This window comes from Nocardia carnea, assembly GCF_029869215.1.
GTDB lineage: Bacteria > Actinomycetota > Actinomycetes > Mycobacteriales > Mycobacteriaceae > Nocardia > Nocardia carnea_B.
The window spans coordinates 1-14,240 of the sequence record NZ_JARWPM010000434.1; the positions used below are offsets into that span (position 1 = coordinate 1).

Genomic DNA, 14,240 nt, shown 5'->3' on the forward strand with positions numbered 1-14,240 from the left:
GTCGCCCGGCGCCAGCGGCTCCCCGGCACCACGCAGTACGGCCGCGCCCGCCACCGGACCGGCCGGCCGCCGGCGCAGTCCGCGGTGGCCGCCCGGCGCGGATCGCCCGGCCTCGGCCGGGGTTTCGCGCGGCCCCCCCCCCCCCCCCCCCCCCCCCCCCCCCCCCCCCCCCCGGGTCCCGGTGATTCCGCCCCGCCGCGGGATGATTTGCCTGCTTGCGGCGCAGCCGCAGCAGAATCCGGTGAGCCGGGTCGGCCGGACTCGCCCCGGGCCGACCACGTACCGGCCGAACCGGGCGCTCCGGACGCCGGGCAGACGCCCCGGCATGCCTCGCCGGCTCAGGGCCTCACCGCGGCCCAGGAAGCTTCCGTACCTACGCCGCACGGCGCACAGGCTCCGACCGGACAGGTATGGAATGCCCCACCCGCACCAGGGCAGATGCCGTGGGGCGTGCCTCCGCCACCGCCCGGCCGGGCACGGACGACCGCCCGCTCTCCGCAGGCAGGACAACGGTATCCGGGTGCCGGATATCCGGCACCCGGATATCCGGGCCCCGTGCCGATGGGGGCGCCCGGTCCCGTACCTCCGCGGATTCCGTGGTGGCAGCGGGAAGGTGTGATCAGCCGGGTGCTCGCGGTCGCCGGGGTGGGGGTCACGCTCATCGGTGTCGTGATGCTGCTGGTCCTCGCGGCGCAGGCCGGGGTTTTCGGGCCGGTCCCGCGAGTGGTCTCGGGTGCGGTGTTCTCCGCCGTTCTCGTGGGGGCCGGGATGCGCGTGTATCACCGCGCCGGCGGGCGGGTAGGCGGTATCGCGCTCGCGGCAACCGGGTTCGCCGGGGCCTACCTGGACGTGATCGCGGTGACCGCGATCTACGACTGGCTGCATCCGGTGCCCGGATTCGCCGTGGCGCTCGGGGTCGCGGCGGCGGGGGTCGGGCTGGCCGTGCAGTGGCGCGCGCAGCCGCTGGCGGTGCTGGTGGTGGCGGGGGCGGCGGCGCTCGCGCCGTTCGTCACCACCGAGCTCACGCTGCTCGCGTTCCTGATCGTGCTGCAGATGGCCTGTGTGCCGGTGCAATACCGGCTCGATTGGCCGTTCCTGCATCTGGTCCGTACGGCACCGGCGGTCGCGGCCACCCAGCTGACCATTGTCGGGTTCGTGCTCGACCGGCCCGACGACCACCGCCCGGTGCTGCTGCTCGCGGCGGCGGTGGCGGTGGCCGCGATCGGGCTGGTGGGCACGCTGGTGATCGTGCGGGCCCGGCCGGGCGATCTGGTCGCGAGCCTGACGTTCGCCTTGACCATCACTCCCCTGCTGGCCGCGCCCGCGCTTTTCGAACAGCCGGCCACCACGGTGATCACCGCGGTCTACGCGGTCGTCTTGCTGGGGGTGGCCGCGACGACACTGCTGCCGGCGGTCCGCGAGACCGCCCGGATCCCGGGACACACCGCGATGGTCGCGGCGGTCGGAGGGTCGTTCGCACTGCTGGAAACGTGCTGGGATGTCACCACGGGCGATACGCTGCCGCTCGCGCTGTTCCTGGTCGGCGCCTGCTATCTGGGGGTCGCGGGACAGGCCCGCAACCGGGGTGCCGCGTTCCTGGGGATCGCGTACGCGGTGTTGGGCGGTCTCACCTTCCTCGCGGCGGCCGACCCGGAAACACTGGCCTCCCGGCTCCGCGCCACCGAGGGCCTCTCGATCGTCACCGCGACCGCGGCGATCGCCGGACTGGGCCTGGTCACTGTCGGATTGTGGTCGCTGCGGCGGGTGTTCGGTTCATCCATCGACGAATCGGGGACAACGCTGCTGTGGACCTGCGGCAGCGCGGTGGCGCTCTACCTGGTGACCACGGCGACGGTGTCGTTCGGCGTCGCCTCCGGCGCCGCGGACGGCTTCGTGATCGGGCACAGCATCGCCACGATCGTGTGGATGGCCGGGGCGCTGGCCGCCTTGCAGTACGGCCTGCGCAACCTGGGCGCCGCGACATCCACCACGGCGAAGGTGGCCCTGGGGTCCGGGCTGCTGGTCAGTGCCGCGGCCCTCGCGAAACTGTTCCTGTTCGACCTGGCCACACTGGACGGGTTGATCCGGGTCGCGGCGTTCCTGGTGGTCGGAATCCTGCTGCTGGTCGCGGGCACCCGCTACGCCCGCGCGTTCGCGGAGACCGGTACGCGACCGCCGGGCACCGAAGCGGACAGCCCCCGGACCTGATCCGGGCACGACCCACGCTCGTCCCAGCTTCCGGCCGCCACTGCGCAACTCCCCTCCGGATGCGCAGTGGCGGCCGGCGCGACAGGCAGTACTTCATCGGAGGCACGCTCGCGTCGGCCCACCGGTTGGGTCGCCGGACCGGGCGCCCGGGCCACGCCACCGATCGGCACTCAGAGCCGGCCTCACAGACAGGACCGAGGCGCTATCGGCGCACCACCCGCCTAGCCCGCGTCCGATTCACAGAACCGGGGAACCGTCCCACGCCACCGTGTCCGGTGTCGGTTCACGGTGCCGCCGGCCGACAGGGGGCCTCCGCTCCGGGCTGTGTGGTTGGAGCGCGGCCCGCCCGCGCCGCCGCAACCATCGCGCGGGTGATGGTCGCCAGATCCTCCGGCCCGGTGATGAACGGGGGCATCGCGTAGACGAGATCGCGGAACGGGCGCAGCCAGGCGCCGGCGGCGACCGCCGCGTCCGTGGCCGCGCGCATATCCACCGGGCGGTCGAGCTGGATCACGCCGATTCCGCCCAGGACTCGCACGTCGATCACCCCCGGTAGATCCCGGGCCGGCGCGAGCCCCGTACGCAGCCCGGATTCGAGCCGCGCGACCTCACCGCGCCAGTCGCGCGACACCAGTAGTTCGATCGAGGCCGCCGCGACCGCGCAGGCCAGCGGGTTGCCCATGAACGTCGGCCCGTGCATGAGCCCGCCGTGGGCCGCGCTCACGGTTTCGGCCAGCTCCGCGGTGCACAGCGCGGCGGCGAGCGTCAGGTAGCCACCGGTGAGCGCCTTGCCCACGCACATGACATCCGGTGCGACACCGGCCTGTTCCGCCGCGAACAACGTCCCGGTGCGACCGAATCCGGTGGCGATCTCGTCGAAGATCAGCAGTACCCCGTGCTCGTCGCACAGCCGGCGCAGATCCGCCAGATAGCGGGGGTCGTGCCAGCGCATCCCGCCGGCGCCCTGCACCACCGGTTCCACCACGACCGCCGCGAGCCCGGCGGCGTGCCGGTCGAACGCCTCCGCGAGCTCACGTACGTAGTCCGGGCGGTACTCGCGGGGCGGGGCGGAGACGAAGATCTGTTCGGCGAGCACATCAGTCCACAGCGTGTGCATCCCGCCCACGGGATCACACACGCTCATCGGAGTGAAAGTGTCGCCGTGGTAGCCGCCCCGCCAGGTGAGCAGACGGCGTTTGCCCGGCTGCCCCACCGCCCGCCAGTACTGCAGGCACATCTTGACCGCGACCTCGAGCGATACCGACCCGGAATCGCAGAGGAACACCTTCTCCAGGCCGGCCGGCGTATGCCGCACCAGCAGTTCGCACAGCCGGACCGCGGGCTCGTGGGTGAGCCCGCCGAACATGACATGACTCATTCGCCGCGCTTGTTCGGCCAGCGCCGCGTCCAGCACCGGATGCCGGTAACCGTGCACCGCGGCCCACCAGGAACTCATCCCGTCGACCAGTTCCCGGCCGTCGGCAAGAGTGAGCCGGGTACCCGCCGCGGACTCCACGACGAGGGGTTCGGTGGTAGCCGGGAAACCGCCGTAGGGATGCCACACGTGTTGGGCGTCGAGCGCCGAGATCTGCGCCGCGCGGGCAGGGGCCACGGTGATCCTCCGATCGGGGACGCCGGCCGCACACGGCGACCTGAACGCCGTTCAAGTTACCAACCCGGCCACGGTCACGGCCACCCCATCCCCGGCCTCACCGGCCAGCTGGAGGTTCCACGGGCCGCGTCGCCGAGATCTGACAGCTACACCACGAGGTCTGTCCTACCGCGAGATCACCTCGCTCGCCGGAGTGCACCACGGCACGGTCGGCAAGATCGTCGCCCGCCTGCGCGCCGAGCGCGACGCGACCACCATCGAGCCGCTGGCGCTGCCCGACACATGCCGCGGTCCGAGTCGGTGGCCGCGCCGGCGAGATCGGTGCGGCCCGCTTCGTCGTGCGTGAGGTCGTCCCCGACGCGGGCCCTGATCGAGTCCGTAGACGACAGCGCCGCCGGCGCCTACTCGCTCTCGACACCGCTGGGGCACCCCGGTGCGCTCGACTCTTTGGGCCGAGCCTGGCCGGTGAGCCGGGGCGCTGATTCGGGGCCGGTGCCCAAGGCCGGTGAAATCCTCTCTGCGGCAGTTATTTTCGCCTGAATCGTCACTATTTCTCCGTACACTGGATATGGCGGCAGGCGGGGTCTGCCCGAAGAGCAGAGGGGACGCGGGGAATGTCTGGTAGCAGAACGGCCCGGGGTAGGTCTGTGGTCGGGATCCTGGTGGCGGTGCTTTTGGTGGTCTTCACGTCTGGGTGCGTGACGAATTCGCCGCCCGAGCAGGGGGAGCGGGAACGGAAGGCGGCCAGCGTTCCGGCGTTCAAACTGCACATGACACAGGATCTGTGGGAGAGGACGAACACGCGTAATAACGTCAAGCGGGTCCCGGAGCCAAAGAAGGTCACCGAGTTGCCCGGCGGGATGGTGACGGTCGAACTCACCGGCCCGCAGATGGTGGACTACCTGCAAGGTCTGGACTACAACGCCCACGGTGGCGATCAAGCGAAGGACGAGTCTTTGGCGGCGGCGGTTTATGACACCGTGGCGCCGGTGCTCGACCGGATCGAGTCGCCGCCGCCGGCGGGCGCGCCTGCGCCGGAAATCACCGTGCATGCCGCGGTGGGGCCGGCCACTTCGACGGCGGTACCGACTCCGGCCGGGCGGTAGCGCTTCCGGTCCTTGAACGGGCGAGACCCGGCCAGGTAGTAACCGGCGGGTCTCGTTCTGCGTAGGGGGCTCAGGCGTCCGGCAGGCAGAACCCGCGCTCCGCGTCTTCGTGCGGTCGGTCCCGTGGTTCGCCGGGGACCAGGATGTCGTCGACCCGCCGGGTCGGGGCGGGTCGATCGCGCCGCCCCGCTCAGTTCCCAGGCTCGGACGATGACAGGGTGCGGCGGTGGCGGCGGCGACTCATCGGTTCGTGGCGGCGATGATGGCGTCCAGGGCGTGCTGTGCTCTGTTGAGCTCGTCGATGGCGGCGGAGATCCTGTCGCGTTCTCGGTGCAGATCGGCGAGCAGGTCCGGGCAGACCGCAGCGAGCCCGTCATCGGTGTCGACAGTGCAGGGCAGGATACGAGCGATGGAGGCAGTGTTGAGGCCCGCGGCCAGCAGAGTGCGGATGCGGTGGACTCGGTTGATGTCGCTGTCGCGGTAGCTTCGATAGCCACTCGGCTCGCGAAGGGGCGCCAGCAGGCCCTGTTCCTCGTAGTAACGCAGCAGCCGCTGGCTGACTGCCGTCCGCTCCGACAGTTCACCGATGCGCATCGTGGTTCTCCGGCTTGACTCTCACATGCATGTGAAGGATTAGCGTAGCCGAACCAAGCCCTTCGCCCGCGTCTCGGTGGGCAGCAATGCGGAGAGAAGACATGATGCGTACACCCGCAGGGATATCCGTGACGGTGCTCGGACGTGGGGTCCGAGCAGAGGCGATGGCCGAAGCTCTGGCGACGGACAACGCGGTCACGTTCTGGGACGAGCACGGCGACGCCACTCATCTGCGCCGGCGAGCGGATTCACTATATGCAGCTCTCGACGGCGCGTCCTTGGTCGTTGTCTGCGTCGACGATTACGGCGCTGCCGCTCGGATCCTCGGACGAGCGGAGCAGTACATCACGTCCCGCGACGTGGTGAACGTGACCTCGGGCACCAGTGCGCAGGCCCGGCACCTGGCCGCTTGGGTGGGCGAACGTGGCGGCCGATACCTCGACGGTGCACTGATGGCACATCCCGAACATGTCGGCAAGCCCAAGACAGTGCTGGTGTACAGCGGTTCCGAAGAACTGTTCACACATCACGAACGACTGCTCGGGCAGCTGGGCAGCGCGACCTATCTGGGACCGGACCCCGGCACGGCGGCGCTCTACGACGTCGCGATGCTGAACTTCGCCTGGGCCACCCTGATCGGATACCTGTACAGCGCAGCGTTGCTGCGCACCGCAGAGGTCCGCGCGACAGCTACCACCCCGCTGCTGAACCACTGGATGTCGACCACCATCGCGTCGGTCATCGCCGACTACGCCCAACAGATAGACAACGGCCGGTACCCCGGCGACGAGGAATGGCTCGAACTCGATGCACCCCTCATGGATCATCTCATCCAAGCCGCCCAAGAGCGTGGTATCGACACCGAACTCCCCCGACTCATCAGATCGCTCACGCACAGAGGCATCGAAGCCGGCCACGGTAGCGACAGCTTCGCAAGCCTGATAGAGACCATTGCCGGCTCCTGAGAACCCGACGCGGCGCAACCCGTCCGGCGCACTCTCCCAGCGACACTCGGCCACCGCCGGAAAGCCGGCGGCGTCGAGGCAGTCACGCGACACCCCAGAAACGCGCCGGCCTACCGCACCGCGCACTGGTGAACCCGACCACCACAGTCGAGCGTCCCTCCGCGAAAACGAAGGCGCGTTCGCGTCCGGCTTCGGTGGACCCCGGAATTCCTCTGGGGCCGGCCCGAACCAGCACTTGACAAATCGAGGGGAAATTTCTACTAGAGACGCCTTCGCTCGGCTCGGTAGCTTCCGGGATAGCCACCGCTACCCTGAGGAGTCAAGAGTTGATCCTGCTCACCACCGCGCCCGTTTCCCGGATGCCGGGCGCTGTTCCCACCGCCCCCGTCGTCCGCGCTGCGGCGCACCTGCTCCACGACCGCGGTGAGCGGGTGCGAGTGCTTGTCCCCGCCGTGGAGTCTTCTGGTTGGCCCGATGGTGTGGACCTGCATACCGGGGCCCTTACCGACCCCACGTCGTTCGCGGTCGCGGCCTCCGGCGTCGAGCGCCTCTTCCTCGCAGGCCTGGCCGGCACGCCCCTTGAAAGGCTGCGCGAGTTGACCGAGCCGCTCGTGCGCAACCGAGTCCGCCGCGTCGTGACTCTCGATTCCCATGGTTCGGATTTCGACGACGGAGTCTCGCAGGAAACCTGGCAATGGGCGGCGTTCGAAAAGACTCTGGACCGACACCGGATCGGACGGGTGAGCCTGCGCCCTACCGCTGTGATGGCCCATACGGTTACCGGCGGATACCCGATACCGGGCTCCGCGACCGTGACAGCGATCCGGGAGGGCCGTGAAGTGGCCGAATATCTCCCCGATGCGCCATATGCCTTCATCCACGAAGACGACCTCGCCGAGATCGCCGTCAACCTCCTACTCGATGACCACCTGCACGGCACCGTCGACGTGAGCGGCACCACGGTCACCGCAAGAGAGCGCCTGGCCGCGCTCGTAGCCGCTCTCGATACCGACGTAACGATGGCCGAACTCACCTCCGAGCAGGCAGTACAGCGCTGGCGAGAAGAAGGCTGGCCGGAAGACACGATCGCGGTAACCCTCTACGCCACCGCGGCGTTCGCCGCCGACCCCGACAGCTCGGCTGTCCGGGAGCAGGAGGAGACCGCTCGACAGCTGCTCGGACGAGAGCCACGCACCTTCCGGCAATGGGCGCAGGCGTTCGCTCCCCACCCCACCGAGCACACCGCTACATGAACCCGAGACCGACCGGACATCACGCTGGACGACAAGGCGTGAGCGGGCACCCGATCTGCAGAGGTCGAGCGCGGTCCCAACCGCCGGGGAAAGGTAATTCCGCCGGGCGGCGGCCGTGCCACGCACCGGAACGAATGCCCGGACTGGCACCGGATAACCGGCGGCGCCGCGCCCCGTACCCACGCGATCGACCGCACTGACGGCCGCCGCACGATTGTCTTGCCGAAGCGATCGCCCGAGCGCGTCCCGGCGAGCCGGCGTCCGTTACCGAGATCGGCGTCGACTTCCGAACCGGAGTCCGCGGCCGACCGGATCCACAGCGGACGCTCTCACCGGCGGAACCCGGATCCCGCGGCGCCGTATCCGAGGCGGGCGCAGCGCCGGGCCGCGGGAGGCGCGCCGATGACCGTCCCACCCGCGGACCGGGCGAGCGGTTCGTTCACTCACCTCGAACCACCCGGCCGGCCCGGTCCCGCTCACCCGTACCACCGCTTGCCGGGCGGTCGAGAACCGCCACGACGCGGGCGAGCAGACCGCGCAGGTCGTCCATACCCGCCGCGCCCACCTCCCTGCGCAGCCGCTGCTCGATTCCGGCAATACGGTCTCCGGCCAGCCGTAGCGCCGCATGCCCCGCCGCCGTGCACACCACCCGCCGGGCCCGGCGATCGGCCGGGTCCACCTGCCGCCGTACCAGACCCGCGGTTTCCAGCTGACCGATCAGTTCGCCCATCGACTGCTGCGTCATCCCCGCCGCCTGCGCCAGCTCCCCGACCCGCGAACCCGCCGGGTCGAGGTAGCGGAAGACCGCGTAGTGCGCGGGCCGCAGGCCGTCGTCCAGCCCGGCCCGCAATCCGGCGTTCAACTCGTCCTCGACCGCCCGGGTGGCGAGCGTGAGCAGTTTCAGCAGAGACGCGGAATCCGGTGTTGACATATTATGAAGGTAACCTTTCTAATTATTCCATGACACCCCGGGTCCGCACGTTCCGCAACGGCCACCGCGTCACACTGGTCGAGCAGGGCACCGACGAGCGGGGCCCCTATCTGCGACTCAGGCACGAGATTCCGGAACCGGGCCGGCAAGCCGGGCCGCACTGGCATCCGGTCCTGGCCGAAGCATGGACAGTCCGTAGAGGGGCGCTACGGTTCCGGATCGACGGCCGCGAAGTTTCGGCGGCGCCGGGCGATACCGTCGTCGCCCCGGCGCGCGCGGTGCACGAATTCTGGAACGAGGCGGCCGATACCGTCGTAGACCATGAGATCCGGCCGCCGCTGCGGCATTGGCAGATGTTCACTTTGTGGAGCGCGCTCGACGAAGCGGGCGCCACCACCGGGTCACGGATTCCGCGCAACCCCCTGGCACTCGCCGTCTTATGGGAGCTCCAGGATGGCTACCTGGCCGGAATACCGCCCTGGCTGCAACGCGCGATACTGGGCTCGCTCGCGGCAATCGCCCGGCGAACCGGCTATGCGTCCCGCCTGCGCGCCGCGGCCGAGGCCGACTGAGCGTTCGGCCAACGACCCCCGGCCGAACATCGCCGCAATCGCGCTAGTGTCTTGACCATGCACGCGTCCGACTCGCTGCCCGAGGGTGCGCCACCACGGAGATCGCCGGATGCCACCCGACGGCGGGACCACGCCTACCATCCTCGGTGACCGTCTCCCCGCGTCGTGATCGCGGGGTCAGAATCCGTCCGCCGTGCCACCCCAGGACCCGACCGAGAACCGTATGCCCGCAGACCCGCCGCGCTTCCGCCCCGCACCGCGCCTCACCCCGGTCCGCAGCACCTACCGGCTACAGCTGCGCCCGGACGGGCTGACTTTCGCCCAGGCCGCGGCCATTGCGGAATACCTCCAGCAGCTCGGGGTCTCGCATGTCTACTTGTCCCCTGTGATGACCGCCGCGCGCGGCTCCACCCACGGCTACGACGTCACCGACCCCACCTCCGTCTCGCCCGCCCTCGGCGGGCCGGTGGGCCTCAAGGCACTCTCCGATGAGGTGCGCAACCGCGGTATGGGCCTGATCATGGATCTGGTGCCCAACCATGTGGGCGTTGCCGATCCACAGCAGAACCCGTGGTGGTGGCATGTCCTGCAATACGGCCGGAAATCCCAGTTCGCCTCGTTCTTCGATATCGACTGGAGCCCGGGTAACGGGGTCGGCGGCCGGCTGGCCCTGCCCGTCCTGCGCAGCGAGAACGACCCCGCCGCGCTCACCGTCGACCGCTCCGGACCCGAACCGCTGCTCGCGCTGTACGATCTGCGCTTCCCCATCGCGCCCGGTACCGACGGCGACAATGCACTGCGCATCCACGACAAACAGCACTACCGGCTGGTCAGCCGCAAATCCGGAATATGCGGCTACCGGCGGTACCTGGCGATCGACGGGCTCGCCGCACTCCGCCAGGAGGACCCGCTCGTCTTCGAAGCCACCCACCGCGAACTGGCGGCCTGGTGCGAACACGATCTCATCGACGGTGTGCGTGTGGACCACCCCGACGGGCTGGCCGATCCGAGCGGCTATCTCCAGCGCCTGCGCCTGCTGATCGGCCCCAACCGGCTGCTGCTGGTGGAGAAGACCCTCGCCAACCGCGAACCCCTGGACCCCACCCTGCCGATCGACGGCACCACCGGCTACGACACCCTCGCCGATTTCGGCGGGGTCCTGCTCGAACCCGCCGGCGAACCGATCCTCACCGAACTGTCCCGGCATATCACCGGCCACGGCAGCGACCGGGTCTGGGTCGGGGAGAAAGAACACCGCATCAAACGCGCGGTGGCGGAAAGTATCCTGCTGCCGGAGATCCGCCGGCTGGTCGCCGCGATCAAACAGGACGCGGGTGCACCGGATTTCGACACCATGGCGCTCACCAACGCCACCATCGAGGTGCTGTCCTTCCTGCCGGTTGCCCGGGCCGACTACACCCCGCTGGCGGGCATGATCAGCGCCGTGCTCGCCGAGGTCGAGAAACGCAACGCCGAACTCCGCGTCCCGTTGTCGGTGCTGGTGACAGCGCTGACCAGATGCGGCACCGCGTGGACCCGCTTCCATCAGGTGAGTACCGCGATCGGCGCGAAAGCCGTGGAGGACATCCTGTTCTATCGCGCGGTGCGCCTGGTCTCGCTGCAGGATCTGGGGGGTAACCCGGCTCGTTTCGGCCGTACGGTCAACGAATTCCATCTCGCCAATGCCTCGCGGGCCCTGCGCTGGCCCGCCTCGATGACGACGCTGTCCACCCACGACACCAAACGCGGCGAGGATGTGCGGGCGCGGATCGGGATCCTGTCCCAGGTGCCGCGGATGTGGGCCCGCGCGGTGACCCTCTGGCTGGAGAAACTACCGCCGCCCGACGGCGCGACCGCGCTGTTCCTGTTGCAGAACATGTTCGGGATGTGGCCGGCCGACGGTCGGCCCGCCTCCTCGGTGCCCGGATTGCGCGATCGGGTGCACCGGTTCGCCGAGAAGGCGATGCGCGAATCCGGCCTGCACACCGCCTGGGAAGAGCCGGATCTGGAGTTCGAGAACGCGGTGCACACGTGGCTCGATCAGGTGATCGACGGGCCGGTGGGCCGCCAGCTCACCGATCTCGCCCATGATCTCGCGCCGCATGCCTGGTCGGATTCCTTGGCGCAGAAACTGCTGCAACTGTGCGCGCCGGGGATCCCGGACATCTACCAGGGCTGTGAGATCTGGGAGGACTCCCTGGTCGATCCGGACAATCGCCGGCCGGTGGATTTCGGCTCCCGGGCCGGGATGCTGCACACCCTCACCACCACACCGCCGCTCGATATCACCGGCGCGGCGAAGATGTGGGTGGTGGCGTACGCGCTGTGGCTGCGCCGGGAGCGGCCGGAATGCTTTGTCGGCGGCAGCTATACGCCGGTGTTCGGGCACGGCGAGCACGCCGACAAACTGGTGGCCTACGCCCGCGGGCGGGCCGGCTCGGAACCGGAGATCCTGGTGGCGGTGACCCGGCACAGCGTCGCGATCGGCGAAACCGGCTGGGGCGATACCTATCTCGAGCTTCCGTCCGGGTCCTGGACCGACCGGCTCACCGGCCACACGTTCCAGAACCGGGCCCGCACCGAGAAACTGTTCGCACGCTTGCCGGTCGCGCTGCTGGTGCGCTGAGGTCGCGCACCGGCGGCCCGCCGGTCAGGACACGGCGATCCGCGGGAACGGGCGCTGTGCCTCCAGCAGGAAGGCCAGTTCGAGCAGGGTCCGCTCGTCGCCGTAGGCGCCGCTGAGCATCACCCCGACCGGCAGGCCGGCGTCGGTGAGTCCCGCCGGGACCGCGATCGAGGGCGACCCGGTGACATTGTTGATCGGGGTGTAGCCGACGAAATTCGTGACCCGCTCCAGCAGTTCGCCGAACGGCACACCGGGACGCAGATAACCGAGTTCGGGTGTGGTGTGGGTGAGTACCGGCGAGAGGATCACGTCGTAGCGGGTGAGCACCTCGTCGTAGTCGGCTCGCGCCTTGTTCAGCCGGTACAGCGAGCCCGGGGTGGCCAGGATCTGCCGGCGGAACGCGGCGGCGAGCCCCTTCGTGAACGCGTCCAGGCGGGCGGCGTCGAAACTGCGGCCGTGGCTGAATTTGCCGGTGGTACCGGACATCTGCGCCAGGAAACCCCAATAGCGCAGGAAATCGTCCACCAGGCTCGGCGCCACCGGTGAGGCCATCGGCTCGACGGTGTGCCCGGCCGCTTCCAGGATCGCGGCGGTGTCGTGCACGGCCGCCGCCGTCTCGGCATCGGGTTCGCGGCCGTTGCACGCCGTGGTGAGCAGTCCGATCCGCAGTAGGCGGTCCGACGGGCCTTCGACGAGGCCGATGGGCGGGAGTTTCGGGTTGCGCCAGTATTTTTCGGCGGCAGCGTGGTAGGCGGCCTGATCCCGGACCGAACGCGACAACACCCCTTCGGAGACGAGTTTGATCGGCAGCTGCCGCGCCTGCGCATTGTCCAGATGCCGGAACCGGCTGGGTTTCAGCGATACCAGCCCGGCGCACGCCGCCGGGATCCGCAACGAGCCGCCGCCGTCGTTCCCGTGCGCGATCGGCACCACACCCGCCGCGACCAGCGCCGCCGAACCACCGGAGGAGCCACCGACCGTGTAGCCGGTATCCCAGGGGTTGCGGGTCGGGTCACTGCTCTCGAATTCCGTGGTGGAGGTGAAACCGAACTCGGGCATGGTCGTTTTGCCGAGCACGGTGACGCCGGTGCTGAGCAGCTGCGCGGTGAACCGATCGTCCTTCGCGGCCGGGTGCGGGGTGATGGCCGCGCTGCCGTGACATGTCGGCAGCCCGGCCAGATCGGCGTTGTCCTTGACGAAGGCCGGAACGCCGAACCACACCCCGGAATCGGCGGGTGCCCGCCGCGGGGCCGGGCACCGGTAGGCGATCGCGTTCAACCGCGGATTCACCGCGTCGGCCCGCGTCAGCGCCGCCTGGGCGAGTTCGTCCGGTCCGGCCGTGCCGGAACGGACCAGCTCCGCCAGCGCTACCGCGTCGTGGTCGCCCAGGGCGTCGTCGGTGAAGGCATGTACTCGATCGCTCATATCTCGGCTCGCGTGTACTCCGGGGCCCCGGACGGTCGATCCGGACCAAGTTGGACATTGGTTCAGTTTGGCCCACAGTAGTACGCATTCGGGCGGATGTGCAGAAGATCCGGCGACGGGCGCGGCTCAGCGCGCGGTACGCCACCACCCCCGCGTCCACAGGCCCGCACCGACGGCGGCGCCCAGCAGGACACCGGCCTGCACCGAGCCGAGAACGAGCGCCGCGACCAGCAGCGCCAGCAGGCCGGCCCCGAGGGCTTCCAGCTTGTACAGCGGCCAGGGCGACCCCGCGATATCGACTTCCGCCCCGCGGCGCACAGCGGCGCGGGGATCGAGAGTGCGCGATGCGATCATACCGATAAGGCTACCCGTGCGGCAGGTGTTCGGTCCATCGAACTTTTGTCTTTCCGCACACACATCCCGGCCGCCCGGCGGTCACTCCGGGAACAACCGCGCCCGGCCGCGACGTTTCCCGGGGTATGCCATTGACCGGAGAATACGCACCGTCCACGTCCGACTGGGCCCGTGAGCAGGCCGAGAAGATCGAGAACTCGGGGGGCACCGAGGGCACCACCCTGAACGGTATGCCGGTGGTCGTGCTGACCACCGTCGGGAACAAAACCGGAAAACTCCGCAAGACCGCTCTCATGCGGGTGGAACACGAGGGCGAATACGCCGTTGTCGCTTCGCTCGGTGGCGCGCCGAAGCATCCTGTCTGGTATTACAACGTGGTCGCGAACCCGCAGGTGGAGCTACAGGACGGCCCGGTGACCAAGGACTACACCGCGCGCGAGGTCTTCGGCGAGGAGAAGGCCGTCTGGTGGGAGCGGGCGGTTGCGGCCTACCCGCCCTATGCCGACTACCAGCGCAAAACCGATCGGCAGATTCCTGTCTTCGTACTCACCCCGCGCTGAGACCACCCCGCACCCGTGATGCCGCGAGTGGCGA

Annotated in this window: 12 protein-coding genes; 7 read left to right on the forward strand and 5 right to left on the reverse strand. The window is 69.6% G+C overall.

Annotated elements, in window-relative coordinates:
• Window positions 1–561: 561 nt before the first annotated feature.
• On the forward strand, window positions 562–2,208 hold the full coding sequence (locus QH276_RS32560) for a DUF2339 domain-containing protein (protein ID WP_280398050.1): 1,647 nt from the start codon (window positions 562–564) through the stop codon (window positions 2,206–2,208).
• A gap of 283 nt (window positions 2,209–2,491) precedes the next feature.
• Here the strand turns inward: QH276_RS32560 and QH276_RS32565 are convergent, their stop codons facing one another.
• Entirely contained in the window at window positions 2,492–3,820 is a 1,329-nt protein-coding gene (locus QH276_RS32565) for an adenosylmethionine--8-amino-7-oxononanoate transaminase (RefSeq protein WP_280398045.1), read from the reverse strand.
• Between the two features lie 647 nt (window positions 3,821–4,467).
• Here QH276_RS32565 and QH276_RS32570 point away from each other — a divergent pair.
• Window positions 4,468–4,926 carry a hypothetical protein gene (locus QH276_RS32570; protein WP_280398044.1) on the forward strand — a complete coding sequence of 153 codons (459 nt, stop codon included), beginning with the start codon at window positions 4,468–4,470 and terminating at the stop codon, window positions 4,924–4,926.
• Window positions 4,927–5,166: 240 nt separating this feature from the next.
• On the opposite strand, the gene QH276_RS32575 is transcribed toward QH276_RS32570, so the two are convergent.
• Window positions 5,167–5,520: a MerR family transcriptional regulator gene (locus tag QH276_RS32575; protein WP_280398043.1), complete on the reverse strand. Its 354-nt coding sequence runs from the start codon at window positions 5,518–5,520 to the stop codon at window positions 5,167–5,169.
• Window positions 5,521–5,684: 164 nt separating this feature from the next.
• Here QH276_RS32575 and QH276_RS32580 point away from each other — a divergent pair, with 164 nt between their 5' ends.
• Together QH276_RS32580 and QH276_RS32585 are read left to right on the forward strand one after the other, a co-directional pair.
• Complete coding sequence (locus tag QH276_RS32580) at window positions 5,685–6,485, forward strand: NAD(P)-dependent oxidoreductase (protein ID WP_280398042.1); 801 nt, start codon at window positions 5,685–5,687, stop codon at window positions 6,483–6,485.
• Window positions 6,486–6,811: 326 nt separating this feature from the next.
• Complete coding sequence (locus tag QH276_RS32585; RefSeq protein WP_280398041.1) at window positions 6,812–7,738, forward strand: hypothetical protein; 927 nt, start codon at window positions 6,812–6,814, stop codon at window positions 7,736–7,738.
• 439 nt (window positions 7,739–8,177) lie between these two features.
• On the opposite strand, the gene QH276_RS32590 is transcribed toward QH276_RS32585, so the two are convergent.
• Window positions 8,178–8,669 carry a MarR family winged helix-turn-helix transcriptional regulator gene (locus QH276_RS32590; RefSeq protein ID WP_280398040.1) on the reverse strand — a complete coding sequence of 164 codons (492 nt, stop codon included), beginning with the start codon at window positions 8,667–8,669 and terminating at the stop codon, window positions 8,178–8,180.
• 29 nt (window positions 8,670–8,698) lie between these two features.
• Between QH276_RS32590 and QH276_RS32595 the strand changes: the two genes are divergently transcribed.
• On the forward strand, window positions 8,699–9,241 hold the full coding sequence (locus QH276_RS32595; protein WP_280398039.1) for a cupin domain-containing protein: 543 nt from the start codon (window positions 8,699–8,701) through the stop codon (window positions 9,239–9,241).
• Window positions 9,242–9,464: 223 nt separating this feature from the next.
• Window positions 9,465–11,867, forward strand: a complete 2,403-nt coding sequence (gene treY / locus QH276_RS32600) for a malto-oligosyltrehalose synthase (protein WP_280398038.1) — start codon at window positions 9,465–9,467, stop codon at window positions 11,865–11,867.
• A 24-nt stretch (window positions 11,868–11,891) separates the two neighbouring features.
• Here the strand turns inward: treY and QH276_RS32605 are convergent, their stop codons facing one another.
• Entirely contained in the window at window positions 11,892–13,292 is a 1,401-nt protein-coding gene (locus QH276_RS32605) for an amidase (protein ID WP_280398037.1), read from the reverse strand.
• A gap of 126 nt (window positions 13,293–13,418) precedes the next feature.
• On the reverse strand, window positions 13,419–13,646 hold the full coding sequence (locus tag QH276_RS32610) for a hypothetical protein (protein ID WP_280398036.1): 228 nt from the start codon (window positions 13,644–13,646) through the stop codon (window positions 13,419–13,421).
• Between the two features lie 125 nt (window positions 13,647–13,771).
• On the opposite strand from QH276_RS32610, the gene QH276_RS32615 reads away from it, so the two are divergent.
• A complete protein-coding gene (locus QH276_RS32615; protein ID WP_280398035.1) occupies window positions 13,772–14,206 on the forward strand; it encodes a nitroreductase family deazaflavin-dependent oxidoreductase in 435 nt (144 codons plus the stop codon).
• Window positions 14,207–14,240 lie beyond the last annotated feature (34 nt).

What these genes read in the sequence shown, in the direction of transcription:
- QH276_RS32560 (WP_280398050.1), top strand. Translation starts at nt 562, where the DNA reads ATGGGGGCGCCCGGTCCCGTACCTCCGCGGATTCCGTGGTGGCAGCGG.
- QH276_RS32575 (WP_280398043.1), bottom strand. Translation starts at nt 5,520, where the DNA reads ATGCGCATCGGTGAACTGTCGGAGCGGACGGCAGTCAGCCAGCGGCTG.
- QH276_RS32580 (WP_280398042.1), top strand. Translation starts at nt 5,685, where the DNA reads ATGGCCGAAGCTCTGGCGACGGACAACGCGGTCACGTTCTGGGACGAG.
- QH276_RS32590 (WP_280398040.1), bottom strand. Translation starts at nt 8,669, where the DNA reads ATGTCAACACCGGATTCCGCGTCTCTGCTGAAACTGCTCACGCTCGCC.
- QH276_RS32595 (WP_280398039.1), top strand. Translation starts at nt 8,699, where the DNA reads ATGACACCCCGGGTCCGCACGTTCCGCAACGGCCACCGCGTCACACTG.
- treY (WP_280398038.1), top strand. Translation starts at nt 9,465, where the DNA reads ATGCCCGCAGACCCGCCGCGCTTCCGCCCCGCACCGCGCCTCACCCCG.
- QH276_RS32605 (WP_280398037.1), bottom strand. Translation starts at nt 13,292, where the DNA reads ATGAGCGATCGAGTACATGCCTTCACCGACGACGCCCTGGGCGACCAC.
- QH276_RS32610 (WP_280398036.1), bottom strand. Translation starts at nt 13,646, where the DNA reads ATGATCGCATCGCGCACTCTCGATCCCCGCGCCGCTGTGCGCCGCGGG.
- QH276_RS32615 (WP_280398035.1), top strand. Translation starts at nt 13,772, where the DNA reads ATGCCATTGACCGGAGAATACGCACCGTCCACGTCCGACTGGGCCCGT.